Source organism: Halolamina sp. CBA1230 (assembly GCF_002025255.2).
In the GTDB taxonomy this organism is placed as follows: Archaea; Halobacteriota; Halobacteria; order Halobacteriales; family Haloferacaceae; genus Halolamina.
In genome coordinates, this window is the sequence record NZ_CP054587.1 from 2815084 (window position 1) to 2841127 (window position 26044).

A 26044-nucleotide genomic window follows, 5' to 3' on the forward strand; every position below is an offset into this window, starting at 1 on the left:
TCGGACTCAGCGCCGGAGCTCGTCCTCCTCGTCCAGTTCGTCGAGGAGCTCCTGTCGTTCCTCGAGTTGGTCAGTCGCGCGCCGGAGCACACCCAGTAGCGTGGTGACCTCACGATCGGTGGCGTTCGCGCGCCCGACGAGCCGCCGGAACATCCGCTGGGTCTTCTCGTGTTTGTGTTCGCGGTGCCCCATCGCCGTCAGGAACTCGTCCCAGTAGTCGTGGAGGCGTTCGACCTCCTCGGGGTCGGCACGGTGGGGCTCGGTGTCCGGCAGTTGGCTGCCGGACTGTTCGAGCGTGAGTTTCCGGAGTTCGTACAGCGTCACGGTCGCGGCCTGGCCGAGGTTCATCACGGGGTACTCCGGGTCGGCAGGGATCGAGGCAACCTGATCCAGCCGGCCGAGCTCCTCGTTCGAGAGCCCCTTGTCCTCGCGCCCGAACACGAGCGCGACCGGGCTGTCGACGCCGCGGAGCTCCTCGACGAGGTCTTCGGGCGTACTGTAGGGGAACCGGACGTGCTTGCGGCTGTCCTCGCCCGTGATCGCGGTGAAGCCGACCGTGTGGTAGTTCGCACAGAGCTCGTCGAACGTGATCTCCTCGGCGCCGGGGAGCACGTCCTGGCGGGCGTGGCCCGCGAACCCGTACGCCTCGCCGTCGGGTTCGATCTCGGGCGGATCGACCAGCAGCAGGTCCTCGACGCCGAAGTTCTTCATCGCTCGGGCGATGGTGCCGACGTTGCCGGGCGTCTGGGCGTCGACGATACAGACCGAGATGTCGGGGGTTCTCCCGGCGTCGCCCCCGTCGCCCGGTCCCTCCTCGGAAGCGCGCTCCTCGCTCATTCGCCGGTGGGGTAGTCGGTGTCCAGGTCGAGGTCGGAGACGTCGAGCTCCTCGCCTTCCTCCTCCTCGTCGTCACTGACTGCCCGCAGGTCGTAGCGCTTCTCCTCGAAATCGACGGACTGCTCCAGGCGGCGCTGGGCCTCCTCGGGCGTCGGGAGGTTCGGCATGTCGTCCGGCGCCTCCTTGACGTGCTCGTCCGGGCCGTACCCCTCTGGCGCGCGGTTGCCGGCGACGAACCACTCGTGGAATTCGTCGCGGAACGCCTCCTCCCCGGCGAGCTCGCTGCCGCCCTCCTCGCGGAACCAGTAGAGGAAGTCCCCCTCGTGCTCGTCACACAGCAGCACCTCGTCGCCGGGTTCGCCGTAGACGATGGCTGCGGGGTTGGCGCGCTGTTTCTCCGCCTCGCCGTGTTCGAGGTAGCAGGCGTCGCAGGGCTGGTCCATCAGGAGCCCGAGCCGCAGCAGCCGGTTCCGGGCGTCGTCGGGCATCTCGTCCAGCGGCGCCCAGTCCCCGTCCTCGGTGAACACCTCGTCCTCGTCGAACCGCCAGCCGCGAAGGCCGACGCTCACTTTCGCCATTACCGTCGGTTCCCGCTACGCGGGCAAAAAGGGCGCGCTCCCGGCGCGGGACCGTGGCTCGCTCGAGACGGCACGATCAGCGGAGTTCGTCGATCAGCGCGTCGACGGCTCGTTCGAACGGCTCCCGAGTGATCCGTCCCTGCCAGCGATCGATGTCGTCGGCGTCCACCGACTGAACGCTCCACGGGACGATCCGACTCTGCTCCGGGGTTCCGCCGTACTCCCAGTGTTCCTCCCGAAGTTCGATCAGCCCATCGAGCCACGACCTCGTTGTAAGCGTGAGCGCGACGTACTGCTCGCCGTGAAACGGACGTTCCTCGAAGTTCGAGACGACGAGCCACGGTCTAGCGGCGTCGGCACCTTTGAACGGGTCGTCGCCGTACACCACGTCGGTCGGTTCGTAGACAGTCACGAATCGTCGGCCCCCGGATGCGGTTCGTCCGGAGCGTGTTCCCGCCAGCGCTGTTCGTCTTCCTCGCCCAACTGCTCGTTGAACAGTTCGGTCGCGCGCTCGTAGCCGGCGTGATCCGTCAGTCGTCCCTCGTCGTCGGTGACTGCCCAGTAGGTCGCCTTGTGCTCGACGAGCCCACGCTCTTTGAGCCGCGAGAGCGCCGTGCTCACGGCGCCCGGTTCGAGGTCGACCCGGGCGGCGATCTCGCGGGCCTCGAACGCGCGGTCGTCGTTGGCGGCGAGGAAGCCGAGTACACGCTCGGGATCGGAGAGCTCCGCGAGCTCCTCCTCGCTCGCCGACTCGAACGTCTCCCTGTCGATGGACATCTGTCTCGGCGTTCGAGCCCCAGCGTAAAGAGCGTTATTCGTGAAAACGATGAAAACGCACACTCTCTTTGCCCTGTCGCCCGAAACGCCGTCATGACCGACTTACTCGACACGTACATCGAGAACCGCGAGCGCGTCCAGCCCACCGACGCCAACAACTACGGGACGGCCCACGGGGGCAACGTCACGAAGTGGATGGACGAGGTGGGCGCGCTGTCGGCGATGCGGTTCGCGGGCGAGACCTGCGTCACCGCTTCGATCGACCAAATGGACTTCGAGCGCCCCATCCCCGTCGGCGAAACGACAGTGATCCGGTCGTACGTCTATGAGGCGGGGCGAACGAGCGTCAAAGTCAACCTCGAAGCGTACCGCGAGGAGCCCCGCTCCGGGGAGCGGAAGAAGACCACCGAGTCGTACTTCGTGTTCGTCGCGGTCGACGAGGAGGGCAAGCCCCAGGAGGTGCCGGAACTGACGGCCGAGACCGAACGCGCGGAGCGGCTCCGGCGGAAAGCGCTCGACGGCCGGGACGACTAACCAGAAAAGGTTCACCGCTCGCTGAACGAACGCCGACCATGCCCTCCATCCAGCGACGCGCGTTCGTCGGCACGGTCGGGTCCGTGGCAGCCGCCGGCCTCGCTGGCTGTCTGGTCGGCTTCGGCGGGACGCCGACGACCATCGACGTGTACGTCACGAACGAGGACGACACGACCCATACCGTCGACGTGGTCGTCGAGTTCGGCGAAGAAACGCTGCTCGACGAGCAGTTCGTCGTCGACCCCGACGAGCAGCAGGAAGCGGCGTTCTCGAACCCCGAGGAGACCGGCGACGCGACGGTGACGGCGTCGGTGCAGAACGGCGAGTCGACGGATCGAGAGCTTCCCGCCGGACGGGGGTCCGGCCTCTCCACCGTGACCGTCGAGGTCGGGGAGGACGGGAGCGTGGAGACGTGGGCCGCGGTCCGGTAGCCACGGCAGGTCCAGTCTTCCGTCACCGAAGGCAACGGGCCGGAAGGGATCGTGAACCACGGTCGCACGTGCTCGCGTTCGCTGCGCGCGTGCTCCCTGCTTCAAATCCCTTCGTGGCGTTTTCACTGCTCACTTCGTTCGCAGGAAAACGGGCCGGAAGGGATTGTGAACTACCGGAACTTCGCTCCCGCTGGTCACTCGTTCCGTCGTTCAAATCCTTCCGCGACGCTCTCGGTTTCTCACGTTCGTTCGAAACACGAGAAGCGGGCCGGAAGGGATTTGAACCCTCGACCGACGGATTAAGAGTCCGTCGCTCTCCCTAACTGAGCTACCGGCCCTCACAACCACCTCACTGCGGCGCGATAAAGAGGGTTTCCCTTTCCCGCCGAACCGAACGGTGGGCCTTAAGTGTCGTCCCACGGAAGCACTCCCTAGACATGAGCACCGGGGTCAGCATCTCCTCGATGTCGTCGTACGCCATCCTCGGCTGCGGGAGCGTGGGCCACGCCGTCGCCGAGTCGCTCGACGCCGAGGGGAAGGACGTCCTCATCCTCGACAAGGACGAGGACCGCGTCGAGGCGCTGCGCGACCAGGACCTCAACGCGGTCGTGCAGGACATCGCTGCCCCCGACGTCGTCGACGCCGTCGCGGACCGGGACGTGGTGCTGATCCTCGCTTCCGACGTGGAGGCGAACAAGGCCGCCGTCGAGACGATCCGGAAGCGCGACGACGACCAGTTCCTCGTCGTCCGCGCCTCCGACCCCGTCAGCGGTGACGAGCTCCGGGAGTTGGGTGCCGACGTGGTGATCAACCCCTCCGAGGTGATCGCCGACTCCGCGCTGCGCACGCTCGAATCGGGCGAGATGGAATACAAGGCCCGCCAGCTCGCGGAGATCCTGCGCAACGCCGACGGCGACCTCGCGATCCTGACCCACCACAGCCCCGACCCCGACTCCATCGCCAGCGCGGTCGCGCTGCGGGCGATCGCCGAGAGCTACGATGTCGACGCCGACATCCTCTACGACGGCGACATCGGCCACCAGGAGAACCGCGCGTTCGTGAACCTCCTCGGGATCGAACTCACCGAGCGCGAGGACGCGCCCGCACTCTCCTCCTACGGTGCGCTCGCGCTGGTCGACCACATGAAGAGCGGCGAACTGGACATCGACGCCACGATCGACGTGTTCATCGACCACTACGAGCCCGAGGAGGAGATCGACGCCGCGTTCGTCGACGTGCGGCCGAACGTCTCCTCGACGTCGACGATCCTGACGAAGTACCTGCAGGAGTTCGACATCTCTCCGAGCGAGGAGGTCGCTACCGCACTCCTGTACGGGATCCGCGCGGAGACGCTGGACTTCAAACGCGACACCACGCCCGCGGATCTCACCGCCGCCGCCTACCTCTACCCGTTCGCGGACCACGAGACGCTGGAACAGGTCGAGTCGCCGTCGATGTCGCCCGAGACGCTGGACGTGCTCGCCGAGGCGATCCAGAACCGCGAGGTGCAGGGGAGCCACCTCGTCTCCAACGCGGGGTTCATCCGCGACCGCGACGCGCTCACGCAGGCTGCGTCACACCTGCTGAACCTGGAGGGGATCACCACAACCGCGGTGTTCGGCATCGCGGAGGACACGATCTACCTCTCGGCGCGCTCGAAGGACATCCGGCTCAACATCGGGAAGGTGCTCCAGGACGCGTTCGGCGACATCGGCGAGGCCGCCGGCCACTCGACGCAGGCCAGCGTGGAGATTCCGCTGGGCGTGTTCGGCGGGATCGAGACGACCGAGGAGAACCGCGACACGCTGCTCAGCCTTGCCGAGGAGGCGGTTCGACGCAAGCTGTTCGAGGCGATGGGTGTCGAGGGCGAAACCGCGAACGGATCCTGAGTCGACGACGCGGCGACGGTCAGCCGCGAGGGTGAGAACTAACTACGCCAGCGTTTCTTCGCTCTCTTCCGGACCGCGGAGACGCTCGATGATGTCGTTGATGAGGATCACGTCGCCGACCGCGCGTACCCAGCGGTACGGGACCATCACGCCCTTCCCCCCCTCGACGTTCCCCTGAAACAGCTCCGTGTTCAGATCCGACAGCGCGAGCCCAGTCACCTCTTCGGCGCCGAGATCGAGGCGGACGTCCTCGACTTCGCCGACGAAGACGCCGTTGTTGGAGTAGACCTCCCGCCCCACGAGCGCGGTGATCTCTTGGGAATCCACGTTCATACCCGAGCCGACGAACCGGCGAACAATAATACTTCGCTGTCCCCGTCGCCACAACGCACTTGCGCCGGACGACCCAACTGATACCCATGGTCGAGATCCGCGTAACCGACGACTCGGTCGATCCGACGGGCGCGACGCTGATCGAAGGGATGCCGGGAGTTGGGCTGGTCGGCAAGATCGCCACCGACCACCTGATCGACCAGCGCGACATGCGGGAGTTCGCGAGCGTCCGCGGCGACGGGGTCCCGCCGGTGACGGTGTTCGACGACGCCGACCGAGGGGTGAACTCCCCGATCCGGCTGTACGCCGACGACGAGGAGGAGCTGGTCGCGCTCCGCAGCGACGTTCCCGTGCACGTGATGGATGCGCCGCTGTTCGCGCAGCGCCTCACCGACTGGATCGACGAGCACGACGTGCTCCCCATCTATCTCGGCGGACTCGCCGCCGAACGCGAGGGGGACGAGGTGCCGTCGATCGAGGGGATCGGCGTCGGGGACGGACAGGACCACCTCGACGAGGCCGCGGTCGCGCCCCCGGACGACGGCGGGATGATCTCGGGACCCTGTGGCGCGCTACTCTCGGAAGCCGCCGACGAGGACGTCGACGCGGTGGGGCTGATGGTCGACACCGACCCCCGGTTCCCGGATCCGCAGAGCGCCCACGCGCTGATCGAGCAGGGGATCACACCCATCGCCGGCGTCGACGTCGACACCCAGCGGCTGGTCGACGAGGCCGAGGAGATCATGGAGCAGCGCGAGGAGCTGGCCCAGCAGATGCAGCAGGCCGACCAGCACGAGGCCTCGCAGGTCTCCCGGACCGGGATGTTCCAGTGAGTCAGAACCCAGCGATCGAGATGTCGCCGGTCGCGAGGTCACGGACGAGCCGCCCCAGCCATCCAGCGAGTGCGCCGACCGCGAGCGCGAGCGGGAACCCGACGAAGACGGCACCGACTGCCTGCGGACCGCCGGTGAGCCAGAGGAGCTGCAACGCGGAGTCGGTCCCCTGAAACGTCAGGTACCGGGCGACGCCGACCGCGATCATCGTCAGTGGCACGGCCACGCCGGCCGCCACCGCGCCCTCGGCTGCCCCGTCGAACTTCACGGGATCGCTCACTGCACCTGCGATGAACGGGCCGACGAGCGCCAGCGACGTGACCGGCGTCGGCAGCTCCCCCAGCACTACCCCTGTCGCGACCACGGCGGCGACGACGGATCCACGGGCAGCGGCGAGTCGGTCCACAAACAGGTCAAAAGAAGTACGTGTTCAAAAACGTTTCCGGTTACTGGACCGCCTCGTACGCCTCGCCCATGATCGAGAGCGCCTCCTCCAGTTCCTCGGTGCTCGTCGCGTAGGAGATGCGGGCGTACCCCTCGCCGGCGGAGCCGAACGCCTCGCCCGGCACGAGCACGACGCCGCGGGAGATACACTCGTCGACGAACCCCTCGGGCACCTCGGGCATCACGTAGAACGCTCCCTCGGGCGTGGGCACGTCGAGGCCGATGTCGGTCAGCCCGTCGACGACCAGGTCACGCCGCTGTTCGAACGTATCAGCCATCTCCGTGACCACGTCCTGCGGCCCCGAGAGGGCGGCCTCGGCGGCGTACTGTGCCGGCGCGGACGCACACGCCTGCACGTACTGGTGGACGCGCAGCATGCGCTCGATGCGCTCGGGCGCGGCCGCCACCCAGCCTAGTCGCCAGCCCGTCATCGAGTACGTTTTCGAGCAGGCGTCGACGACGACGGTCTGCTCGGGCGCGAACTCCGCCGGCGAGCGGTGTTCGCCGTCGAACACGATCCGGCCGTACACCTCGTCGGAGACACAGAGCAGGTCGTGCTCCTCGGCGATCCGAGCGAACTCCCGGACGTCCCCGACGGGCGAGACGGCACCAGTCGGGTTGCCGGGGCTGTTGACCACGAACGCCGCGGTGTCCTCGGTGATCGCGTCCTCGATCTCGGCGGGATCGATGGTGAGGTCGTCTCGAACCGGCACCGGGACTGGCTCCGCGCCGGTCAGTTTCGTCAGCGCGTCGTAGGCGACGAAGCCGGGGTCCGGGATGATCACCTCGTCGCCCGGGTCGACGTGGGCCTCCAGCGCGATGTGGAGCGCTTCGCTCCCGCCGGCGGTGGCGATGATCTGCTCGGGGTCGTAGTCGAGGCCGAGCTCGCGCTCGTGTTTTTCGACGATCCCCTCGCGGAGTTCGGGGATCCCCTTGTTGCCGGTGTAGGCGTCGGTCTTGCCGGCCTCGATCGCGTCGACGGCGCCCTGCCGGGCGTGCTCCGGCGTGGGGAAGTCGGGCTGACCGAGACCGAGGTTGATCGCGTCCTCGCCGGCGGCCTCGAACACTTCCCGGATACCGGAGATGGCGATGCGCTCCACACGGTCGGAGAACTGGGGCATATCCACGGGGTTGGCGGGGAGTGCGTTAATGGTTGCTCTCCGCGACAGTGGTCAGCGGGTGAACTCCTCGCGGCGCTGTTCGGTGAGTTTCGCTCCGCTCCCGGAACCTCTCACGACGTACGTGCCCGCCGCCTGATCGAACAGCCGCTGGTTCTGGTCGTCGATCGCGATCGCCGCCATACCCACCAGCCAGGTGGGCCACCCGCCGAACAGCGCCGGAACGTTCCGGACGAGCGCCTGCCCGTACCCGATCTCGCGGCCACTCCTGCCGACGACGCGGATATCCGTCACCATCTTCCCGACGGTCTTACCGTACGCGCCCTCGAGCACGGTCCCGTACCCTAGGCCGACCGCGAGAAACCCGAAGAAGACGGTCGCTTCGACCGCGCCGGGGCTGCCGGCAGCTCCGGCACCGGCGAACACGACCACCAGCAGTAGGATGAACATCACGACGTAGTCGATCAGCTGGGCGGCGATGCGCGCACCGACGACGTCGACGTCGCCGGGACCGTGGGAGGGCTGTCGCGACATGAGTGTCGTTTCCCACGGCGTCTCACCAAAAACTTCCTACTCCTCGGCCGCCTCCCGGAGGGTCTCGATCCGTGACCGCAGCTGTGAGAGCGCCACGTCGGCGTTCATGTACCCCTGGTCGTACTCCTCGTACACCGTGTCCGCGGCGTCGAGGAACTCCGCGACTGCCTCGTCTGAACCGTCGGTCATGGCCGTCGCTATCGGCCCCGCGGTGGTAAGGCGTTCGGAGCGACCCCGAAATCCACAAGCACCGCGGCAGCCAACCCGGGGTGTGACGCTCACGCTCCGGTTCGAGGACGGGACGGTTCGGGCCGTGAGCGACGTTTACGGGAGCGAAGCTCCCGTTCGCAAGCCGGAACCGACAGCGGACGGTTCCGGTGACGACGACGCCGATCGGTCGGCGCTCGCCGAAATCGCCCACGAACACGAGTTCCTCGACGCCGACGAGCGGACCGGCGGCTACCGTGCGCCGGCGTACCGTTACGCCGACCTCCGGAACGCGCTCGACGCACGCGAGGTCGACTACCGCGACCGCGTGCTCGACACCGATCCCCTCTCGCTGTCGACGCGCTACCAACTCCGAGAGTACCAGCAGGCGGCGCTGTCCGCGTGGCACGACGCCGACGACCGCGGGGTGGTGGAGCTCCCGACCGGCGCGGGCAAGACGGTGCTCGCGATCGCCGCGATGGCCGAACTCGGCGTGCCGACGCTGGTGGTCGTCCCGACGGTCGACCTGCTCGATCAGTGGCGCCGCGAACTCGAATCCGAGTTCGACGTTCCGATCGGCCAGTTCGGCGGCGGCGAGCAGCGCGCGGAGGCGATTACCGTCTCCACGTACGACTCGGCGTACCTCAAGGCCGACAACGTCGGCGGGCAGTTCGGCTTCGTCGTGTTCGACGAAGTCCACCACCTCGGCGGCGAGGGGTATCGCGATATCGCGCGGCTGCTGGCTGCGCCCGCACGGCTGGGGCTGACCGCGACGTTCGAACGCCCGGACGGTGCTCACGAGACGATCGTCGATCTCGTCGGCCCGCGCGTGTACACGCTCGACGCCGCCGACCTCGCGGGCGACCACCTCGCCGAGTACGAGATCCGGCGGATCGAGGTCGACCTCACCCCGGAGGAACGCGAGGCCTACGAAGACGCCCAGGGGACGTTCGTCGACTACCTCAAGCGCTCGAACATCTCGATGCAGCGCGGGAGCGACTACCAGGAGCTCGTGAAGCGTTCCGGCCGCGACCCCGAGGCGCGCGAGGCGCTGCTGGCCAAGCAGCGCGCACGGCGGATCGTCCGCGAGGCAGACCGGAAAGTCGCCGAACTCGGTCGGTTGCTGGACCGCCACCGCGACGACCGCGTGATCGTGTTCACCGCGAGCACGGATCTGGTGTACCGGCTCTCCGAGCGCTACCTCCTGCCGGCGATCACGAACGAGACCGGCGCCGCCGAGCGCCGGGAGATCCTCGATCGGTTCCGATCGGGGGAGTACTCCCGCGTCGTGACCGCGAACGTGCTCGACGAGGGCGTCGACGTGCCGGACGCGAACGTCGGCGTGCTGCTCGCCGGCTCGGGGAGCGAACGCGAGTTCACCCAGCGTCTCGGCCGCATCCTCCGCCCCAACGAGGACGACTCACGGGCGCTGCTGTACGAGGTGGTCAGCGAGGAGACCGCGGAGGAACGCGTGGCTGAGCGCCGCCGCTAGCGCCGGAGTCAGAGCTCCCCTTGCCAGCCGTAGGAGAGGTCGGCGCTCGCGCCGGCCCACGTCTCGTACGCCACGTCGAAGACGAGATCGACCTCGGCCGCCGTGTCGGCGTCGAGCGAGACCTCCCGGCTGGCCTCGTACTCGGCCGTTCCGTCGTCGGTCTCGATCGTCGCCCGCCCGACGAGCGTGTCGCTCCGGCTGCTGTCGGCAGTGTTCTCGACGGTGATCACGAACACGAGCGCCCCGTCATCGCCCTCGCGTGGCGTCCCGTCGACGATTCGGAGGCCCCGAGTGGTCTCCACCGGCCCGCCACCTTCGGGCGTCGTCGGCGGGTTCCGCGGCCCGGAGCCGCCGCTGGCGCCCACACAGCCCGCGAGCCCGACCGCAGCCAGCGAGAGGAACTGGCGTCGCTGCACGGTCGTCACTGTTCGGGAGGGACAATCAGCGTTCCCCTGTGGCGACAGCGCGTCGCTGCCGACCGCGACGAACTGTGAACAGGTGGCGGTACCGACTCCGCAGGGGGTCGCCACGCTCCCGCCTCGGCCACCCTGCGGTCGTGTTCAGACGACGGGGGGAGTGGTCCCGGCATCGTACTTGAACGTCGGCCCGGTCGCTCCGGCGGCGTTTTACGCTCCGGCCGCCAACGCCGCGTGTGCTGCGGAAGGAACACCTCCGGGTCTCGCGAGCCGGCGGCGGGTACCACCCACAGTTCACCGGCGAGGACGACCGCGCGCTGGCGGCGAGCCTGCTGGGGACGTTCCAGGGCCACGTCGGCGAGCGCCGCGCCCGGCTTCGGGAGGCGCTCGACGAGGCCGAACGCGAGGCCGACTCGTTCAAGCTGGTTCGGGGGCTGGCGGCGCTGCTGGAGCGTGAGGCGACGTTCGAGACCCGCGCACCGGTGCCGCCGCGTCGGACTCGCCGGGCGACGTTCGAGAGCGCGGAATCCGTCGGTGTCGCGAGCGACCCCGAGCGTGCGGAGGCGCTCGCGACTGCGGCTGATCGGCTGGGCGTCGATGTCGACACGGTGGAGCAGTCGCTGTACGCCGACCGCGAGGAGAACCAGGTGTTGGCGTCGTTCGACCCGCGCTGGGACCCCGAGACGCTACTGCAACAGTACGATCTCTCGCTGGCCCAGACCGCGCTGTTCGACGCGACCGAGGTCCACGTGCGGAGCTCTGAACCGGCGGATCTAGTGCGCGCGGTGAAACGGCTCGGGCTGATGTACGAGGTTCAGCGGACAGAGGAGGGGCGAGAGCTCGTCGTGACGGGGCCGGACTCGCTGTTCAGTGCGACCCGGCGCTACGGTATCTCGTTCGCCCGACTGCTGCGCTCGGTCGCGAAAACCGACGACTGGCGGCTCTCGGCGACGATCGACGACCGCGGCCGCGAGCGGACGATGACCCTGACCGACGAGGACGTCGCGGTCCCGGGCGTCGAACCGGTCGCGGAGCCGACGTACGACTCCTCGGTCGAGGCCGAGTTCGCGGCCGCCTTCGAGAGCCTCGACACCGATTGGGAGCTCGTGCGTGAGCCAGAACCCCTCGAGACAGGTAACCGCGTGATGATCCCGGACTTCGCGTTCGACTACGCGCCTGCCGGCGCCGAGGTGGAATCGGTCGCGGACCGCTTTCGGGTCTACTTCGAGATCATGGGGTTCTGGACGCCCGAGTACGTGGAGAAGAAGCTCTCACAGTTGGAGACGGTCGAGGACGTGGAGCTCCTGGTCGCGGTCGACGAGTCGCTGGCCGCCAGCGAGGCGATCGAGGCCCGTGACCACCGCGCGATCCCCTACTCCGGCTCGGTCCGCGTGAAGGACGTCCTCGACGCCCTCCGGGAGTTCGAAGACGATCTGGTCGCCGACGCGGCCGCGGAGCTCCCCGAGGAGATCGTCCCCGACGCGGACGCGATATCGCTGGCGGACGTGGCCGCCGAGTACGGCGTGAGCGTCGACGCGGTCGAGGACCAGTCGTTCCCCGACCACCGGCTCGTCGGGCGGACGCTCGTCCGACCCGGGGTACTCGAGAGCGCGGGCGAGGAGATCGAGAGCGGGATGGCTCTCTCGGATGCGGAGGCGGCTCTGGAGACGTACGGCCTCACCGACGCCTCGGCGGCGCTGTCGGCGCTGGGGTATCGAGTCGAGTGGGAGGGGCTCAGCGGCGGGACCGTGCGGGAGAAGGCAGAGTAGTCGTCGTCGCGATCAGTCGAGCGTCGCGAGTTCCTCCTGGTACCCTTTCGGCACCCGCGAGCGGAGTTCGCCGTGGAGGTAGAGCCCGACGCCGATCGGTTCGAGTTCGCCTGCGAGCTCGTGGGCGGCGATCAGGTAGCCCCAGTCGCCGTCCCAGCGGTCGAACTGCTGGTCGTGGCCGGCCGCAAAGGCCGCCGCTTCGCCGGGACCGAGTTCGATCACGTTCCTCGTCGCGTCGCGCCCGAACCGTCGGGCGCCCGTGGTCGTCGGTTTCCAGTGCTCCTGACGCGTCCGGAGCACGGTGATCCCCAGCCCCTCGGCCTCCACGGGAGAGGGGAGGTCGGCGCTGAACGCCCAGATCTTCCCGGAGCCTTTCTCCCAGAACGTGACGTTCTCGAACGTCGCGGGGTCGACGCCGAAGCGTTCCTGCCACCAGTCGACGACCTCCTCGCGGGCGGCCCGCCCCTCGACCTCGCGATCGTCAGGGGTCGCCGGCAGTCGATCGAACCGCTGGCCGTCGTTCTCGCTCACGCGCCCACCTCCTCGTCAGCGTCGACACCCGCATCGGCGCCGCCCACGCGGAGTTTCGCGACGAAGAACCCGCCCGTATCGTTCTGGTGAGGGTAGACGCGGTGGGCTTTCCGGAGCGAGTCGTCGAACTGCTGGTCCTCCCACTCGGTAACGCCGGGTGAGGTTTCGAGCGGCGCGTCCCAGTCGACCATCTCGGCGTCGGTCGTTTCGAGGGCGTGGTCGACGACGGCCTCGTTCTCCTCGGGCGCGAACGTACAGGTGGAGTACACAACCTCGCCGCCCGGCCGGGTGAGATCGATCGCGCGCCGGAGGATCCCCTTCTGGATGCCGACGAGGCTCTCGACGTGCCCCAGCGACCACTTCTCCAGCACGTCGGGGTTCTTCCGGCAGGTGCCCTCACACGAGCAGGGGACGTCCGCGACCGCGCCGTCCAGCGCGTCGATACCCAGATCCGAGAGCGAGAAGTTCCGCGCGTCGTCGTTGGTCACGACCAGGTTGCTCACGCCCAGTCGCTCGGCGTTGTGCCGCAGCGCCGAGAGCCGGCCGAGGTTGTTGTCGTTGCCGATCAGCACGCCCGAGTCGGCCATCAGGTCCGCGAGGTGGCAGGTCTTGCTCCCCGGCGCCGCGCAGGCGTCCCAGACACGGTCGCCCGGGTCGGGATCGAGCGCGAGCGCGGGCAGCGCGGAAACCTCCTCCTGGCCGTGGAGCCAGCCGTGGACGTACGGCCACGTCGTGCCCGGGGAGCCGTCGGGGAGGCGGAGCAGGCGGTCGTTCCAGTCGACCTCCTCGTAGGTGACGCCCTCATCGTCGAGCGCCTCGCGGGCGCGCTCGGGGTCGGCCGCGATCCCGTTGACTCGGACCACCGAGGGAAGCGGCCGGTCGCAGGCGTCGCGGAACGCCTCGACGTCGACGACGAGGGGCTCGTAGCGGTCGAGCGGGTTCATACCGGGCGTCGGCGGCGCCGGCGCTTGTCGGTTTCGGAGCGGGCTAGCCGTCGTCGCCGAGGAGCGGATCGCCCCGAACGAGCCGCCACAGTCCGGTCCCGACGGCCAGTACCGCGGTGAGCCCGACACCCGTTGCGCTCCCGGCGGCGGCGCCGAACCACGCGAACGCGTACGTGCCGGAGACAGCTCGGGAGAGCGAGTCCGGGAGGATCCACCCGAGCGCTGTCAGGAGGACTGCCGCGCCGACGAACGCCGCGGTTGCGGCAGCGGCCCGGACGATCGCCGAGCGATCCGCGAGCGGGCCGAACCGGAACGGGCCGCTCCCCGCGGGGAGCGCGTAGCCGACCTGTGCGAGGAGCGCGCCGGCGGACTGGGTGATCAGCACGAAGACGACCGCGAACCCGGCCGGGACGCCGTCGCTGTCCGGCGGCGGCTCGGGGAGCGTCGCACCGACGTAGACGCCGTAGCAGAGCGTACCGACACCGACGATCAGCAGCCCGGCACGCACGAGGCCGAGGTAGCGTTTCGGGGACACAGCGGACGGTTGGCGGTGCCCGACATAGGCTTTCTGTCGCCCCTGCTGATTAGGCGATCCGTTTCGGCGGGACGGACACGGCACAGATCCGGGCCGACGGCGCCGGCCTCGCCCGGCCGCTCGAGCGGTGATTCGGTTCCGACACAGCCACGGCGTCGTGCTCCGTAGTGCCGACACGGAGGTCGGCACAGGTCGCGAGCCGTGGCTGGTTCACCCGTGTGTCGCCGTATCTGTCGTCCCGAGGATGGTCTCGCAGTGGGGACACTGCCAGACGACGGGTTCGCCCCAGTCGGCGTCGATGAACGCGCGTTCGAGTTTGCGCACTTCCCGCTCGCAGGACGGACAGTTGGCCATAGTTTGGCTCCCAACCCCCCCGGATTAATCGTTTCCGTCCCGGAAGCGCTCACCGAGTGCTTTTGCGCCCGGACGCCAACTGGTGGCTATGACCACGCGTATCGACGTACTGCTGTACGATGGGTTCGACGAACTCGACGCGGTCGGCCCGTTCGAAGCCTTCCAGAACGCCGCCCGCGCGGGCGCCGACTGCACCGTTTCGCTGGTCACCCGCGAACGCCGCGAGCGCGTGATCGCCAGCCACGGTCTCGACGTTGGGGTAGACGGGACGCTCGCCCGCCCCGACGAGGACGACGCTCCCGACCTGCTGGTGGTCCCGGGCGGCGGGTGGTCCGCGGGGGAGGGAGAAGACTCGTCGGCACGGGCAGGCGACGAGGACGGAGACTCGTCGGCACGGGCAGGCGACGAGGACGGCGTCCGCCGCGAGTACGACGCCGGCGACCTCCCCGAGGCGATCCTTGCCCACCACGCGGCCGGGACGACGATCGCCTCGGTCTGTACGGGCGCGATGCTGCTCGAACGGGCCGGTATCCTGGGCGACGGCCCCGCGATCACTCACCAGTCGGCGGTCGACGACCTCCGCGACGCGGGCGTCGAGGTGGCCGACGCTCGCGTGGTCGACGCCGGGCAGGTCGTCACCGCCGGTGGCGTCACCAGCGGGATCGACCTCGCGCTGTATCTGATCGAACGCGAGTTCGGCGCCGACATCGCCGACAGCGTGGCGACGACGCTCGAGTACGAACGCGACGACGACGTACTCGTCGTGAACTAGCGGCGGACGACCCCGAGCCAGATGACGGCGGCCGCCACGGCCGTGAGAACCGCGAGAGCCGTCCACCCCGTGTCGTACCCAACTGTCTCCGCGACGCTCCCGAACAGCGGCGGCGCGAGCAGCCCCCCGGCGTTGAGTGCGGTCTGCCCCCCTGCGGTGGCGGCGCCGATCTCGTCGTCGTCCACCATCGCGGTCATCACTGCGTAGTAGACCCCCGGGAAGCCGAGCATGAACACGCCGAGAAACCCGAACGCGGCCCATGTCGCTGCCTCGCCACGGACGGCGACGACGGCGAGAAACCCCACCGTCGAGAGCACAGCCTGTCCGGCGAGGACCAGCGCGGGGCCGTGGGTCGGCTGGCCGGGAATGCGGTCCGCGAGCTCGCCGCCGGCGAGGCGTCCTAGGCTGCCCGTCACCTGCGCCGTCGCGAGGACCATGCCGGCGACGCCGGCGGTGGCCGCCACGGTGTCGGTGACGTGCGGGACGACGTAGCTGGTGGTGGTGAACACCGCGGCGCCGAGGAAGAACCCCGAGACGAGCAGCCCCCGGTACGCCCGCTCGTCGAGCAGCGAGCGCACGTCCGGCACGGATAGCTCCCCGCTCGCGGGCTTCCCCTCGTACCGGAGGGCGGTGACGGCGGCGACGACGACGGCGAGAGCCGCGCCCGCGAGGAACGCGGCCTGCCAGTCGAACCGGACGATCCCCAGTACTGCAGCGGCGTCGCTGGTCGCGAGCCGCGTGAGCAGGATCGCCGAGACGGCGCTCCCCGCGGTGACGCCGACCTGCTTCACGTTCATCGCCAGCGCCTCCCGCCCCGGCGGGGCGACGTGGATCGCCGCGCGGTTGGTCGCGGGCATCGCCGTCGCGTACGCGAACCCGACGAACAGTAGCGCCACCAATAGGATCGGGAACGACGGCGCGACGGCGACGAACGTCATCCCCGCCGCGAGCGCGAGCAGTCCGTACACGAGCAGCGGCCGCTCCCCGAACGCGTCGGTAGCCGCGCCCGTGCCGAACAGCAGCGCGGTGTACCCCAGCATCACCGCCGTCACGGTCAGCCCCGTCACCCCGAGCGAGACGCCGAACCCCTCGCGAACGAACGCCGTCGCGGCGAACACCGTGTAGAAGCAGAGGCTGGCGGTGAACTGCCAGGCCGAGACGAGCGCCACCCCGCGCCAGGACATACACCCACTGTGGCACACCCACGGAAGTGCCTACCCGTTCCGGCACTCGCCGCACCGCGAACTGTCGTGTGGGGGGCGCTACCATACGTTTCCTCAAGATTTAACACGAACCGCAACCCATCAACAGGTGGGTGATTCACCGATGACTGATTACGAACTGCCGCCGCTTCCGTACGAGTACGACGCGCTGGAACCGCATATCTCCGAGCAGGTGCTGACGTGGCACCACGACACGCACCATCAGGGGTACGTCAACGGCTGGAACAGCGCCGAGGAGACGCTCGCGGAGAACCGCGAGAACGGCGAGTTCGGCGACTCGCCGGGCGCGATCCGCGACGTCACCCACAACGGGTCGGGGCACGTTCTCCACGACCTGTTCTGGCAGTCGATGAGCCCCGAGGGCGGCGACGAGCCGTCGGGTGCGCTCGCGGACCGCATCGCGGAGGACTTCGGCTCCTACGACGCCTGGAAGGGCGAGTTCGAGGCCGCTGCCGGCGCTGCCGGCGGCTGGGCACTCCTCGTGTACGACTCCTACAGCAACCAGCTCCGGAACGTCGTGGTCGACAAGCACGACCAGGGCGCGCTCTGGGGCTCCCACCCGATCCTGGCGCTAGACGTCTGGGAGCACTCCTACTACTACGACTACGGTCCCGCGCGCGGTGACTTCATCGACGCGTTCTTCGAGGTCGTCGACTGGGAGGAGCCTGCCGCACGGTACGAGCAGGCCGTCGAGCTGTTCGAGTAAACCAGTCACGGCGAATGACCAGCAACGGCCGTCGGGCCGTTGCCCGGAACTCGATGCCGTGACTGTGTAACGGACGCTACTGTGTCGAGTACGCAGCCAGAACGCGTCGCCGTCCCGATTTCTTTCACCGTCCAGTTCGCCAGCGCCGTCGCCGCCGGACCAGTAGCGTTTACGCCGTCCCGTCCGAACGCCGGGGTATGCCTCGCGACAAGGAGAGCTTCGACGCGCTCCACCCGTGTGATTTCTACACGCCCGAGGAGCTGCTCGTCGAGGACCAGATGTACACCATCTACGAGATCGCCCGCCTGCTCCAGGGGCTCGACCCCGGCGCGGAGATCGACGAGGAGACCGAGTCCGTCCTGCTGGACTGGGCCGTCCCGTGGGTGATGACCAACGCCGACGAGCTCGTGGTCGCCGACCCGCCCGAGGAGGACGCCCCCGGCTACTACGGTCTGCGACGGCCGGCGGACGCCGCGGGTAGCGGGACCGAGCATTCGGAGCCGACCGACTCCGAGCCGTCGGATCCGGAGTAGGCGTCGAGCTGCTCGTCGCCCGGAGCGGCGAGAGGCGGGCCGTCTAGTTTACTCGCCGAACAGCGACTCGTAGTGTTCCCGCGTTGAGCGTGCGCCCTGCCGGAGGTAGCCGATGTCGGTGCCGGCGATCAGGTAGTCGACGCCGCGGCGGTGCCACGCGTCGATCTCCGTGGGACCGGTCGCGAGCGTGCCCACGGGCACGCCCGCTGCCTCGGCCGCCGCGAGCACGCGGTCGAACGCCTCCCGGAACGTCGCGTCCTCGTACTCGCCGAAGCAGCCCAGGTTCGCCGAGAGATCCGCGGGGCCGACGAACAGCGTGTCGACGCCGTCGACGCGGGCGATCGCCTCGGCGTTGTCGACGCCCGCGGCGGTCTCGATCTGGGGCAGCACCGCGACGGCGTCGTTGGCCGACTCGACGTACGCCTCGGTGTGGGCGCCGTAGCCGTTAGCCCGGCTCCCGGCGACGCCGCGACTCCCCTCCGGCGGGTACGACGCCGCGTCGACCAGCGACTCGGCCGCCTCGACGCTCTCGACTTTCGGCGCCATCACGCCCGACGCACCCAGATCCAGCGCGCGTTTGACCTGCGTGGGGTCGTTTTCCGGCACGCGGACCACCGTGTCGGTGTCGCCGGCGGCGTCGACGGCCCGCACGAGTTCGCCGGCGCTCTCGATGGACAGCGGCGTGTGTTCGGTGTCGACGACGACGAAGTCGAAATCGAGCCCCCCGACGACTTCGGCGGCAGCTGGCGAGCCCAGCGACACCCAGCTCCCGACCGGCGACTCGCCGGCCGCGAGCCGGTCCCGGAGCTCCATCTCCTCTGTGCGAACGTTTCGAGTCACGACTCACACCGCGTCGGCGAGCGGCAAAAGTCGGTGGGTTCCGACAGAGCCGTCGCCGCTTGTTCGACGAACCGCGAGAATGGCCGGGGCGGGCTCCGAACCCGCGATCTCCGCATGACCCAGGTCCGAGGCTCGGCGGCCCCGTGGGCTGCGGATAGTTCCTAGGCGTACCGCACCGAATCTCGATACCCTATGAGTGCGGCGCTATGTCCAGCTAAGCCACCCGGCCGCACTCCCCCGTAGTCCGAAGTCGAACTTAAGCCCTCCCATCTCCGTCGGCGGGTCGACCGGGTCGGATTTATGCCCGTGGCCGCGAACGCCTACCCATGACCCTGCCGGAGACCGTCACGGACCACCTCGACGGCGAGGAGCCGGTCGCGGAGGTCGATCTCGGCGGCGAGGATCGACTGCTGGTCACGCCGACCCGAACGCTCGTCTACCGCGCGGAGGGGCTGCTCTCCGAAGAGACCGTCGAGGAGTACCCCCACGACGCCGAGCGGATCACGCTCACCACGAGCCGCCGGAAGGCGAAGCTCACTCTCGACTACGGGCTCGACGGCGAGGAGACGCTGTCGATCCCCAAGGCGAAGATCGACGAGGTGCTCCACCCGCTGCTCGCGGGCGTGCTCGACGCCAACGGGATCACCGCCCCCGGGGAGACCGTCAAGCGGACGTTCCGCTTCTCGGAGCTCACCCTGATCGTCACCGACGAGCGTGTGGTCAAACATATCGGCCAGGCCGTCTGGGACGAGGAGTTCGAGGAGTACCCCTTCGAGGACGTCACGGATCTGGAGTTCGAGCCCGGCAACGTCGCCACCAGCGTCGTCCTCACCCACGACGGCCGGCAGGAGCGGTTCAAAGCCCCGAACGAGGACGCCCGCGCGGTCGAGGCGGCGATTACCGACGCGCTGCTCTCCTACCACGACGTCCGGGATATCGACGAGCTCCGGGCACAGACCGCCGACGAGGAAGTCGACGAACCCGCCACCGAGACGGAGGAGGACTCGCCGTTCGGCGACGGGCCGGACCTGTTCGGGGAGGACGAGGAGCCCGAACCGGAGGTGGAGGAGGAGTCGACCGCGGACGAGGCGACCGACCAGCTCATCCAGCAGGTCGAGGAGGCGACCGCCGACGAGGAGCCGACCGACGACGAACCCACGAGCACCGACGTCGACGCCGCCGGCGACGCCCCCGACACCGCGGAGCTCGCGGCCGAGATCGACGATCTCCGGGACGCCGTCGAGCACCAACAGGCCGAGCTCGAACGGCAGAACGACCTGATCGAGCAGCTGATCGAGGAGCTCCGGCAGGGCCGCTGAGCCGCTACGGCTCGCCGCGCCGGTACGCCTCGATCGCCGGCTCGTACCCCTCGTACACCGACGGGTAGGTCAGGTCGTACCCCAGTTCGAGCAGTCGGTCGTTCCGGCAGCGCTTGTCGCTCGCGACCCGAAGCGCGGCCGACCCGGACAGCCCGGCCAGCCGCTCTTCGACGGTCAGCTTCTCCGGTTCGGCGGCGCCACAGCGCTCGGCCAGCCAGTCCGCGAACGCCCAGCGGTCCACGGGGGTGCCGTCGCTCACGAGCACCGTCTCCTCGCGGGCAACGTCCTGGGTCAGGAACCACGCCAGCGCGCCGGCGGCGTCGTCGCGGTGGATCGAGTTCCGCCAGCCCGCGGTCACCGAGTCGAGATAGGAGTCGATCCGGTAGCGTCCGGGGCCGTACAGCCCCGCGAACCGCGCGACGGTGCCGTCGATCCGACTTCGGTGGACGATCGCTTCGGCCTCGGCGATGACGGCGGCTTTCGGCCGGTCCGGATCGACCGGCGTCGACTCGTCCACCCAGTCGCCGTCGTGATCGCCGTACACCCCGGTGGTCGACGTGAGGAGCAGTCGCTCGGGGGACGATTTGCGCCCCTCGAACGCCGCGACGACCGCGCGGAGCCCGTCGACGTAGAGCGAGCGAGCGTCGGACACGCTCCCGCGTCCCGCCGAGGCCGAGAAGACGGCCGCGTCGGCGTCGGGCAGCGTCGAAACCGCGTCCGGATCGGTCAGATCCGCCTGTACAGCCTCGATCCCGTCGTCCTCGATGGCCTCGACGCTCGACGCCGAGCGGACGACGCCGATCACGTCGTGCCCGCTCTCGAGCAGCTGCCGGCCGAGTTCGCGGCCGACGTAGCCACAGCCGAGGATCAGGACGCGCATCAGCGTCGGGCGTTGACGTACGCCTGGATCGCGGCGAACTGTTCCAGCGTGGTCGGCAGGCGCCCCTCGATCGCCTGCTGGATCTCCTTCGCGTCGAGGTCGAGATCTGTCTCGCGGGCGACGGTGTCCACGTCGACGACTGCGGTGGTCATCCCCATCAGGACGTGGTCCCGAGCCTCCCACGCGATATCGTCGGCGTCCGGAGCGCCTTCCGCCAGCGACAGGACCTCCGAGGCCTCCTCGACGGTGAGTTCGGGGTGGTCGCCCGCCTCGATCGCTTCGACGGTCGCTCGGTCGAGGCCGGTCCCGCCCACGACGGTGTCGGCGCCGAGTTCGGCGACGACTGTCGCGAGCTCCTCGAAGTAGGCCGCGTGGAACGCCTCGGGCGAGGCCTCCTCGTCGGCCTCGACTGCATCGTACAGCATACCCCGAGATCGGCGCCGACGCGCCTAAACCGTTGTTACTCCGTGCCGGTAGCAGTCTCGCAGTCGCTCCCGCCGTCGACGCCCGGACAGGGCCACCCCGGAGACTGCTCGTCCCGGGCCCCGTCCACGTCACCGACGCCCGGCATCCCGGGTGGAACGACCGCGACGACGGTCGTCGACGCCCCGAAGCCGACACGGTCGCCGCGGCCGAGCCGTTCGCGGTCGCCGTCCCCGTCCACGTCGAGCCGCACCGTGGAACCGTCCCGAACGTATCGAACGGTCCCGCCACTGCCGTCGGGTGCGACCCCTCGCGCACGAAGGGCGAAACGCTGATACTCGCCACGGACGGTGACGCTCCACGCATTGGCCGTCGCGATCCAGGTGTACGGCGGGGGTGCGACGGGAATCCCGGCCGGCAGCCGCGAGGCGCCGGTCAGCTTCCGGGTCGCCCTTGCGCTGGCGTTCTCCAGGCTCCCGCTCACCTGCTTCCGGACGGTTTCACGGGCCGCCTGCTGGACCATCGAGGCGGTCCGGTTGGTCGTCGCCGCCGGCACCCCGGTCTCGCGTTCGGCGCTCAGTTCGCGCAGGCGGACCCGAACCCGAACGCTCGCCTCGTCGGCCGTCGCCGTGTCGACGCCGTGCGCCCGCAGTACGGCACCGAACGCCGACCCGTAGCTGCCGTTAGCCATCGCCTGTGCTCGGTGTCCCAGTGTCGGCCACTGATCGCGGGCGTCGACGACTGCTGCGCGACACGTGGGCCGACCGACGCCGGTTCCGTTCGTCGCGGCGTCACAGACAGCTCGCTCGACTTCCCCGACCGAGCTCCTGACCGCCGCGGCCAGTTCGTCGCGGTTCGCCGTCAACGCCGTCGACTTCCCCTCGGGGTCGGGTGCGGCGGTCCGGTTCGCGGCGATCAACGTCCCCGCGGCCGTGCCGAGGCGAACCTGGCGGCTCCCACCGCCCAGTATCGTGTCGACGATCCCGGAGGCGGCGTCGCCGTACGGGAGCGCGACCCAGTTCGTCGTCCGCGCGGTCAGCGGGTGAGCAGACTCCCCCGCCGGCACGCTGGGGGCCTGCTCGTGGTCGATCGACTGGAGCGTGAGGTACGCGGGCGACGCATCGGGCGTGATCACGAGGTCGTCCGGACCGCCGGACGCCACGTACGCGTCGGCGGGCTGCTCGCTCGCCTCACCGCGTCCGAGTTCGATCAGCTGCGAGATCCTCGCCGTCGCTCGGTCACCGAGCTCGTCCCGGTAGTCGACGTTCCGGTCGCTGGCTTTGCTAGCGCGCGCGTCCAGTTCCGCGAGCACGCGGTCGAGATACGCCGCGCGAGCGGCGACCCGTGCTCTGTCGGCGGCGCCGTCGTACGTCGCCGGCGCGTCGAGCAGTGCGGACCGCCGCTCCCGGAGCTCAGCCGCCAGTCGGGCTGGCGCGTTCGCGTCGCCGCTGGCGACTGCCGCCCGCGGGATCGACACCGAAACGTTCGCGACCTCGCGGCGGAGCTCCCGAAGATCGGCGGCGACCCACGCGTCGAGATCCGCCGGCCGCGTCGCGGTGATGGTTCGCTGTCGGACGAGCGCGTCCGCCCCGCCGTTCCCCGTTGCGACCCGTTCGGCAACGCTGTCGATGCCGCCGTTGGCGTCGAGCAGCGCGTCAGCCGCCCGTTCGCGCGCACCGTCGAGGTTCGGCCCGTCGAGGGCGCCGCCGGGCTCGAACAGCGGCTCGGTCGACCGCTCGGGCGCGGCGTCGGTCGGGGCGTACTCCGTGGTCACCTCCACCGCGACGCGGGCGGTCTCGGTCCACTCCGCGGTAGTCGTTCGGGACGTTCCGTTCCGCGTCCAGTGTCGCTCGACGGCGTAGTGGACCGTCACGTCGAGAACCGTGTCGACGACGGCCTCGGAGGAACCGGTCGACACGTCCTCGACGGACGTTCGCTCGGTCGTCCGTGCCTCCACGAGCGTCCAGTTCTGTAGTCGCGGTTTCGGTTTCGACTCGCTGGTCCGACTGAGTACCGAGACCCGGAGGTCACTCCGGACGCGGTAGCTTCCGGCTGTCGGCGTCCCCTCGACCGAACCGAGGTACGCCCGGTCGGCAGCGGCGTCGGGGGACACGTTGACCGGCGGGGCGTCCGGTCGTTTCGGGGCGAACTCCCCCGACGTCGACTCCCTCGTGGCGCCGTCGACGGCGTTCGGGTTCACGAGCGCTTTCGTCGCGGTCGCAGCGTCGCCGTGACGGCCGCCGAGCACGTCGAGGACACCGACTTTCAGGGTCGCGATGTCGACTGCGCGTGCACCCGCAATGTCGTGGCGACCGAACGCGGCACGCTGCTGGGCGAGCAGCACGGCGTTGGCCGACAGTTCGACGTGGCGGTTCCCGAGCACGTTCCGGATCGGCGCGCCGGCGTAGCGACCGTACCCCCGTGCCATCGCCACCGCAGTCAGGCGGGTCGTCAGCCCGCGTGCCAGCCCCGGCCCCTCGAGCGCGCCGCGGTTCAGCCGTCGCTCGTACGCTCGGGCACGCTGGTGGAGCGCCAGCGCCGGCGTCTCGACGGTGAGGCTGACGTTCCGTTGCCGCTGGGCGACCGTTCGCCCGTCCTCCCGGGCACTCACAGTGAGGTTCCGGACCGTCACGCGCATCGCCGCGCCGCCGTCGACCGGTGTGACCTCGACGCCGGATTTCGCCTCCCGGAGCGAGGCGGTCGAGCCGTCGACCGCGGGGAGTCCGACGGTCGCTCTGACGCCGCCCCGCTCACGGGAGAGTTCCGAGACCGATTCCCGTGCGGCGACCGCGATCCGGAGCCTGAGCGCGTCGACGAACGGCCGGGAGTCGTTCAGTTCCCGCCCCGCCGTAGTGTTCGCGGGAGTGGTGACCGGCGTCCGAATCGATTCGCGCGCGGCGTCGCGAACCGCGTCCCAGAGCGCGGGTCGCGTGTCGCGGCTCACGCTGTCCATCGCCGCTGCCGCGGGGCGCTCGATCGACGGCTGTGCGCGGTCCGCGATCCCCGTCGCGTACACGGAGGCGCCGAGCAGCAGCAGGACGCCGACGAGCGCGAACGGCACCCGGGCACGGTCGTCGCTGGCGAGGCTCACGGCGACCATGTCCGGACGGAGATCTCGACGGTTCCCAGTTCGAGCGACGAAGCGGCGTCGGCGGGGGTTTCGGCGCCGTCGCGGAGATCGCTCGCGACGCGTTCGGCCATCGCGGTCGCGACCTTCCGGTTCGCCGCACGCGTATCCCCCCGCTCGATCGCTGCGGCTGTCTCGACGCCGTAGCGGTCACTCACCTGTCGATATCGGTGTCGAACGAGGTCGTCGAGCGGCGCGTCGTCCGCGAGCGCCAATCGCCCCTTGTCGGGAGGGAGAAGCCCAGCCACCAGCGAGTCCGCGACGACACGGCTGAGGCGGGTGAACCCACCCTCGCTCGCCGCGGTCGATGCGTTCGCCGGCGGATCGACGCCGCTGGGCGCGCGAACCGTCGCCGCGTTCACGTCGACGTCTTCCGGCGGCGTCGGACCGACGGCGAACGAGCGACTCAGGTGTACACCGGGGAACGGCTCCCAGCGGACGACGACCCGCGTTCGGGACGGCAGCTGGTCTGCAACCGTCGTCCGGACTGCGGCCGCGAACCGCTCGTTGGTGCCGGTCAGCGGCTCGGCGTCGACGCGGACGGTTCTGACCGCCGCGTCAGCCAGCAGCGAGGCGAGCGTGCCGTGGGCGACCCGTTCGAACTCGGGGCTCGTGTCGGCGTCGCCGTCACCGTTCGGCACCGGCAGGAGCGTGTACGGTACGTCCACGGTCGTCGCCGCCAGCGTCTCGGCGACGGCGTCGGCCCGATCCACCTCGCCGGCAGCGGTTGGTGACGGCGCACTGGTCACCGTCACCGCGGCCGCACTGATCAGGAGCAGACAGAGGCAGGCGTCGAGCGCGGTCGCCGTCATCGATGCACCACCACGCGGAGCCAGCCCGACTCCACCCGGCCGGGAGCGATCCGTACCGGAACCCGGCGCCCGGACGACTGCGTCTCGACGTTCGGCGTGGGGGCGTCACCAGCCGTCCAGTGCTGCGATCCGGCACGGAGATCGACCCGAACGGTCCACCCGTCCGGCCCGGCGTCGACAGCGCTCTCGAGTCGGGCCGGCGACGCGACGCCGGCTGGTGCGACGGCGTCGTGAACCCGGGACAGCGTCGGCTCGGCGATCTCGTGGTCCGCGGTCGGAACGACCCCGGCGAACACCGTCGCGTACAGCGACAGCCCCAGCCCGACCGCCGCGACGGCGACCAGCGCTGCCGTCGGGGAAGCCTGCGCGCGTTCAGGCGCCGACGAGCGTGACGCGGTAGCCATCCCAACTCACCTCCCTGACGGCGATCCGATCCGACGTGATCCAGCCCGGCTCACGCTCCCGTGCCGTCGCGACCGCCTCGCGGAACGCGTCGCGGTCCCGGAACACTGTCCGTGGCGATCGGCCACGGAGAACGCGCCGGAGCGGGCCGTCGACGACGGCCACGACGGGCCCGAACGCGAACGTCGCCCGCGCGGTGCCGCCGTCGTTGCGCATCGCGACCCCGTGCGGGCGGAGCCGGACAGCCTCGGCGGCGTGATCGTGTGTCGCGCTCGCCGGCGCGTCGCCGGCTGCGACCGCGTCGACGGTGGCTGCGACACCCGCTGCGTCCGGTGCGGGGCGGGCGGGGAGCGATCCGGCGACGGCGAGAAACGCCGCCGCGGCGACCACGAGGCCGGCGTGCAGCGCCGGCGAGTCGACCGGGGGTCCGATCATGGACAGCCCTGGTCCC

32 protein-coding genes and 2 tRNA genes are annotated in these 26044 nt (G+C 69.9%); 10 read left to right on the top strand and 24 right to left on the bottom strand.

All coding sequences use genetic code 11. The features are described from left to right. Positions 1-6: 6 nt before the first annotated feature. The 4 genes from B4589_RS14735 to B4589_RS14750 form a co-directional block, all read right to left on the bottom strand. On the bottom strand, positions 7-837 hold the full coding sequence (locus tag B4589_RS14735) for an RNA methyltransferase (protein WP_079234982.1): 831 nt from the start codon (positions 835-837) through the stop codon (positions 7-9). Further along, entirely contained in the window at positions 834-1415 is a 582-nt protein-coding gene (locus B4589_RS14740; protein ID WP_079234983.1) for a hypothetical protein, read from the bottom strand. The genes B4589_RS14735 and B4589_RS14740 overlap by 4 nt, the downstream gene beginning before the upstream one ends. Positions 1416-1491: 76 nt before the next feature. Continuing rightward, the gene (locus B4589_RS14745) at positions 1492-1827 is read right to left on the bottom strand and encodes a growth inhibitor (protein ID WP_079234984.1); all 336 of its coding nucleotides are present in this window, start codon (positions 1825-1827) and stop codon (positions 1492-1494) included. Then, positions 1824-2192: a helix-turn-helix domain-containing protein gene (locus tag B4589_RS14750; RefSeq protein WP_079234985.1), complete on the bottom strand. Its 369-nt coding sequence runs from the start codon at positions 2190-2192 to the stop codon at positions 1824-1826. Before B4589_RS14750 ends, B4589_RS14745 begins: the two co-directional genes overlap by 4 nt. Before the next feature lie 93 nt (positions 2193-2285). Between B4589_RS14750 and B4589_RS14755 the strand changes: the two genes are divergently transcribed. Both B4589_RS14755 and B4589_RS14760 read left to right on the top strand, forming a co-directional pair. Continuing rightward, complete coding sequence (locus B4589_RS14755; protein WP_079234986.1) at positions 2286-2726, top strand: acyl-CoA thioesterase; 441 nt, start codon at positions 2286-2288, stop codon at positions 2724-2726. 38 nt (positions 2727-2764) lie between these two features. Beyond that, positions 2765-3157 (top strand): hypothetical protein, encoded by a 393-nt coding sequence (locus B4589_RS14760; protein ID WP_079234987.1) that lies wholly within the window; start codon positions 2765-2767, stop codon positions 3155-3157. 264 nt (positions 3158-3421) lie between these two features. Here the strand turns inward: B4589_RS14760 and B4589_RS14765 are convergent. Beyond that, positions 3422-3495, bottom strand: a tRNA-Lys gene (locus B4589_RS14765). Between the two features lie 99 nt (positions 3496-3594). On the opposite strand from B4589_RS14765, the gene B4589_RS14770 reads away from it, so the two are divergent. Beyond that, entirely contained in the window at positions 3595-5046 is a 1452-nt protein-coding gene (locus tag B4589_RS14770) for a DHH family phosphoesterase (protein ID WP_079234988.1), read from the top strand. Positions 5047-5088: 42 nt separating this feature from the next. Here the strand turns inward: B4589_RS14770 and B4589_RS14775 are convergent, their stop codons facing one another. Further along, entirely contained in the window at positions 5089-5379 is a 291-nt protein-coding gene (locus tag B4589_RS14775; protein WP_079234989.1) for a PRC-barrel domain-containing protein, read from the bottom strand. 86 nt (positions 5380-5465) lie between these two features. Here B4589_RS14775 and B4589_RS14780 point away from each other — a divergent pair, with 86 nt between their 5' ends. Continuing rightward, positions 5466-6212 carry a proteasome assembly chaperone family protein gene (locus B4589_RS14780; protein WP_079234990.1) on the top strand — a complete coding sequence of 249 codons (747 nt, stop codon included), beginning with the start codon at positions 5466-5468 and terminating at the stop codon, positions 6210-6212. Position 6213: 1 nt separating this feature from the next. Here B4589_RS14780 and B4589_RS14785 read toward each other — a convergent pair whose 3' ends face one another. The 4 genes from B4589_RS14785 to B4589_RS14800 are packed head-to-tail and all read right to left on the bottom strand — an operon-like array spanning position 6214 to position 8497. Next, positions 6214-6618, bottom strand: coding sequence for a hypothetical protein (locus B4589_RS14785; RefSeq protein ID WP_079234991.1), 405 nt, complete (start codon positions 6616-6618; stop codon positions 6214-6216). A gap of 40 nt (positions 6619-6658) precedes the next feature. Then, on the bottom strand, positions 6659-7777 hold the full coding sequence (locus tag B4589_RS14790; RefSeq protein WP_079234992.1) for a pyridoxal phosphate-dependent aminotransferase: 1119 nt from the start codon (positions 7775-7777) through the stop codon (positions 6659-6661). Positions 7778-7828: 51 nt separating this feature from the next. Further along, positions 7829-8308 carry an RDD family protein gene (locus B4589_RS14795; RefSeq protein ID WP_079234993.1) on the bottom strand — a complete coding sequence of 160 codons (480 nt, stop codon included), beginning with the start codon at positions 8306-8308 and terminating at the stop codon, positions 7829-7831. A 36-nt stretch (positions 8309-8344) separates the two neighbouring features. Continuing rightward, positions 8345-8497: a hypothetical protein gene (locus B4589_RS14800; protein WP_176330534.1), complete on the bottom strand. Its 153-nt coding sequence runs from the start codon at positions 8495-8497 to the stop codon at positions 8345-8347. 82 nt (positions 8498-8579) lie between these two features. On the opposite strand from B4589_RS14800, the gene B4589_RS14805 reads away from it, so the two are divergent. Then, positions 8580-10007 carry a DEAD/DEAH box helicase gene (locus B4589_RS14805; protein WP_158081192.1) on the top strand — a complete coding sequence of 476 codons (1428 nt, stop codon included), beginning with the start codon at positions 8580-8582 and terminating at the stop codon, positions 10005-10007. An 8-nt stretch (positions 10008-10015) separates the two neighbouring features. Here the strand turns inward: B4589_RS14805 and B4589_RS14810 are convergent, their stop codons facing one another. After that, on the bottom strand, positions 10016-10423 hold the full coding sequence (locus B4589_RS14810) for a hypothetical protein (protein WP_079234994.1): 408 nt from the start codon (positions 10421-10423) through the stop codon (positions 10016-10018). A gap of 236 nt (positions 10424-10659) precedes the next feature. On the opposite strand from B4589_RS14810, the gene B4589_RS14815 reads away from it, so the two are divergent. Next, positions 10660-12192: a DUF790 family protein gene (locus B4589_RS14815; protein ID WP_079234995.1), complete on the top strand. Its 1533-nt coding sequence runs from the start codon at positions 10660-10662 to the stop codon at positions 12190-12192. 12 nt (positions 12193-12204) lie between these two features. On the opposite strand, the gene B4589_RS14820 is transcribed toward B4589_RS14815, so the two are convergent. The 4 genes from B4589_RS14820 to B4589_RS14835 form a co-directional block, all read right to left on the bottom strand. Continuing rightward, complete coding sequence (locus tag B4589_RS14820) at positions 12205-12723, bottom strand: hypothetical protein (protein ID WP_079234996.1); 519 nt, start codon at positions 12721-12723, stop codon at positions 12205-12207. Then, positions 12720-13667 carry an RsmB/NOP family class I SAM-dependent RNA methyltransferase gene (locus tag B4589_RS14825; protein ID WP_079234997.1) on the bottom strand — a complete coding sequence of 316 codons (948 nt, stop codon included), beginning with the start codon at positions 13665-13667 and terminating at the stop codon, positions 12720-12722. The genes B4589_RS14820 and B4589_RS14825 overlap by 4 nt, the downstream gene beginning before the upstream one ends. A 43-nt stretch (positions 13668-13710) precedes the next feature. Continuing rightward, positions 13711-14202: a hypothetical protein gene (locus B4589_RS14830; RefSeq protein ID WP_079234998.1), complete on the bottom strand. Its 492-nt coding sequence runs from the start codon at positions 14200-14202 to the stop codon at positions 13711-13713. A 210-nt stretch (positions 14203-14412) separates the two neighbouring features. Further along, positions 14413-14556, bottom strand: a complete 144-nt coding sequence (locus B4589_RS14835; protein ID WP_176330535.1) for a hypothetical protein — start codon at positions 14554-14556, stop codon at positions 14413-14415. A gap of 88 nt (positions 14557-14644) precedes the next feature. Between B4589_RS14835 and B4589_RS14840 the strand changes: the two genes are divergently transcribed. Next, positions 14645-15328, top strand: coding sequence for a DJ-1/PfpI family protein (locus B4589_RS14840; protein ID WP_079234999.1), 684 nt, complete (start codon positions 14645-14647; stop codon positions 15326-15328). Here B4589_RS14840 and B4589_RS14845 read toward each other — a convergent pair. After that, positions 15325-16512 carry an MFS transporter gene (locus tag B4589_RS14845; RefSeq protein WP_079235000.1) on the bottom strand — a complete coding sequence of 396 codons (1188 nt, stop codon included), beginning with the start codon at positions 16510-16512 and terminating at the stop codon, positions 15325-15327. The genes B4589_RS14840 and B4589_RS14845 overlap by 4 nt on opposite strands. A gap of 142 nt (positions 16513-16654) precedes the next feature. On the opposite strand from B4589_RS14845, the gene sod reads away from it, so the two are divergent. Together sod and B4589_RS14855 are read left to right on the top strand one after the other, a co-directional pair. After that, positions 16655-17257, top strand: a complete 603-nt coding sequence (gene sod / locus B4589_RS14850; RefSeq protein ID WP_079235001.1) for a superoxide dismutase — start codon at positions 16655-16657, stop codon at positions 17255-17257. Between the two features lie 197 nt (positions 17258-17454). Beyond that, positions 17455-17790 (top strand): DUF5827 family protein, encoded by a 336-nt coding sequence (locus B4589_RS14855; RefSeq protein ID WP_079235003.1) that lies wholly within the window; start codon positions 17455-17457, stop codon positions 17788-17790. A gap of 48 nt (positions 17791-17838) precedes the next feature. Here the strand turns inward: B4589_RS14855 and B4589_RS14860 are convergent, their stop codons facing one another. Together B4589_RS14860 and B4589_RS14865 are read right to left on the bottom strand one after the other, a co-directional pair. Continuing rightward, positions 17839-18630 (bottom strand): HpcH/HpaI aldolase/citrate lyase family protein, encoded by a 792-nt coding sequence (locus B4589_RS14860; RefSeq protein ID WP_217920470.1) that lies wholly within the window; start codon positions 18628-18630, stop codon positions 17839-17841. Positions 18631-18710: 80 nt separating this feature from the next. Further along, positions 18711-18859, bottom strand: a tRNA-Met gene (locus B4589_RS14865). Between the two features lie 97 nt (positions 18860-18956). Here B4589_RS14865 and B4589_RS14870 point away from each other — a divergent pair. Next, positions 18957-19949, top strand: a complete 993-nt coding sequence (locus B4589_RS14870; RefSeq protein ID WP_079235004.1) for a hypothetical protein — start codon at positions 18957-18959, stop codon at positions 19947-19949. 4 nt (positions 19950-19953) lie between these two features. Here B4589_RS14870 and B4589_RS14875 read toward each other — a convergent pair whose 3' ends face one another. From B4589_RS14875 to B4589_RS14900, 6 genes are read right to left on the bottom strand one after another with little or no spacing between them, the layout of a single operon-like run. After that, positions 19954-20829, bottom strand: coding sequence for an NAD(P)H-binding protein (locus B4589_RS14875; RefSeq protein WP_079235005.1), 876 nt, complete (start codon positions 20827-20829; stop codon positions 19954-19956). Beyond that, positions 20829-21254, bottom strand: a complete 426-nt coding sequence (locus B4589_RS14880; RefSeq protein ID WP_079235006.1) for a DUF5791 family protein — start codon at positions 21252-21254, stop codon at positions 20829-20831. The genes B4589_RS14875 and B4589_RS14880 overlap by 1 nt, the downstream gene beginning before the upstream one ends. Before the next feature lie 35 nt (positions 21255-21289). Next, complete coding sequence (locus tag B4589_RS14885) at positions 21290-24352, bottom strand: hypothetical protein (protein ID WP_079235007.1); 3063 nt, start codon at positions 24350-24352, stop codon at positions 21290-21292. Then, positions 24340-25191, bottom strand: a complete 852-nt coding sequence (locus B4589_RS14890) for a hypothetical protein (RefSeq protein ID WP_079235009.1) — start codon at positions 25189-25191, stop codon at positions 24340-24342. Before B4589_RS14890 ends, B4589_RS14885 begins: the two co-directional genes overlap by 13 nt. Next, positions 25188-25595, bottom strand: coding sequence for a hypothetical protein (locus tag B4589_RS14895; RefSeq protein ID WP_079235010.1), 408 nt, complete (start codon positions 25593-25595; stop codon positions 25188-25190). Before B4589_RS14895 ends, B4589_RS14890 begins: the two co-directional genes overlap by 4 nt. Next, on the bottom strand, positions 25564-26028 hold the full coding sequence (locus B4589_RS14900; protein WP_079235011.1) for a hypothetical protein: 465 nt from the start codon (positions 26026-26028) through the stop codon (positions 25564-25566). The genes B4589_RS14895 and B4589_RS14900 overlap by 32 nt, the downstream gene beginning before the upstream one ends. Positions 26029-26044: the final 16 nt, after the last annotated feature.

Excerpts from the sequence above, each read along its gene's own strand:
- B4589_RS14750 (WP_079234985.1), bottom strand. The coding sequence starts at position 2,192 with ATGTCCATCGACAGGGAGACGTTCGAGTCGGCGAGCGAGGAGGAGCTC.
- B4589_RS14870 (WP_079235004.1), top strand. The coding sequence starts at position 18,957 with ATGACCCTGCCGGAGACCGTCACGGACCACCTCGACGGCGAGGAGCCG.
- B4589_RS14755 (WP_079234986.1), top strand. The coding sequence starts at position 2,286 with ATGACCGACTTACTCGACACGTACATCGAGAACCGCGAGCGCGTCCAG.
- B4589_RS14895 (WP_079235010.1), bottom strand. The coding sequence starts at position 25,595 with ATGGCTACCGCGTCACGCTCGTCGGCGCCTGAACGCGCGCAGGCTTCC.
- B4589_RS14890 (WP_079235009.1), bottom strand. The coding sequence starts at position 25,191 with ATGACGGCGACCGCGCTCGACGCCTGCCTCTGTCTGCTCCTGATCAGT.
- B4589_RS14770 (WP_079234988.1), top strand. The coding sequence starts at position 3,595 with ATGAGCACCGGGGTCAGCATCTCCTCGATGTCGTCGTACGCCATCCTC.
- B4589_RS14825 (WP_079234997.1), bottom strand. The coding sequence starts at position 13,667 with ATGAACCCGCTCGACCGCTACGAGCCCCTCGTCGTCGACGTCGAGGCG.
- B4589_RS14845 (WP_079235000.1), bottom strand. The coding sequence starts at position 16,512 with ATGTCCTGGCGCGGGGTGGCGCTCGTCTCGGCCTGGCAGTTCACCGCC.
- B4589_RS14840 (WP_079234999.1), top strand. The coding sequence starts at position 14,645 with ATGACCACGCGTATCGACGTACTGCTGTACGATGGGTTCGACGAACTC.
- B4589_RS14790 (WP_079234992.1), bottom strand. The coding sequence starts at position 7,777 with ATGCCCCAGTTCTCCGACCGTGTGGAGCGCATCGCCATCTCCGGTATC.
- B4589_RS14740 (WP_079234983.1), bottom strand. The coding sequence starts at position 1,415 with ATGGCGAAAGTGAGCGTCGGCCTTCGCGGCTGGCGGTTCGACGAGGAC.
- B4589_RS14795 (WP_079234993.1), bottom strand. The coding sequence starts at position 8,308 with ATGTCGCGACAGCCCTCCCACGGTCCCGGCGACGTCGACGTCGTCGGT.
- B4589_RS14780 (WP_079234990.1), top strand. The coding sequence starts at position 5,466 with ATGGTCGAGATCCGCGTAACCGACGACTCGGTCGATCCGACGGGCGCG.
- B4589_RS14880 (WP_079235006.1), bottom strand. The coding sequence starts at position 21,254 with ATGCTGTACGATGCAGTCGAGGCCGACGAGGAGGCCTCGCCCGAGGCG.
- B4589_RS14900 (WP_079235011.1), bottom strand. The coding sequence starts at position 26,028 with ATGATCGGACCCCCGGTCGACTCGCCGGCGCTGCACGCCGGCCTCGTG.
- B4589_RS14735 (WP_079234982.1), bottom strand. The coding sequence starts at position 837 with ATGAGCGAGGAGCGCGCTTCCGAGGAGGGACCGGGCGACGGGGGCGAC.
- B4589_RS14800 (WP_176330534.1), bottom strand. The coding sequence starts at position 8,497 with ATGACCGACGGTTCAGACGAGGCAGTCGCGGAGTTCCTCGACGCCGCG.
- B4589_RS14760 (WP_079234987.1), top strand. The coding sequence starts at position 2,765 with ATGCCCTCCATCCAGCGACGCGCGTTCGTCGGCACGGTCGGGTCCGTG.
- sod (WP_079235001.1), top strand. The coding sequence starts at position 16,655 with ATGACTGATTACGAACTGCCGCCGCTTCCGTACGAGTACGACGCGCTG.
- B4589_RS14775 (WP_079234989.1), bottom strand. The coding sequence starts at position 5,379 with ATGAACGTGGATTCCCAAGAGATCACCGCGCTCGTGGGGCGGGAGGTC.
- B4589_RS14835 (WP_176330535.1), bottom strand. The coding sequence starts at position 14,556 with ATGGCCAACTGTCCGTCCTGCGAGCGGGAAGTGCGCAAACTCGAACGC.
- B4589_RS14855 (WP_079235003.1), top strand. The coding sequence starts at position 17,455 with ATGCCTCGCGACAAGGAGAGCTTCGACGCGCTCCACCCGTGTGATTTC.
- B4589_RS14885 (WP_079235007.1), bottom strand. The coding sequence starts at position 24,352 with ATGGTCGCCGTGAGCCTCGCCAGCGACGACCGTGCCCGGGTGCCGTTC.
- B4589_RS14875 (WP_079235005.1), bottom strand. The coding sequence starts at position 20,829 with ATGCGCGTCCTGATCCTCGGCTGTGGCTACGTCGGCCGCGAACTCGGC.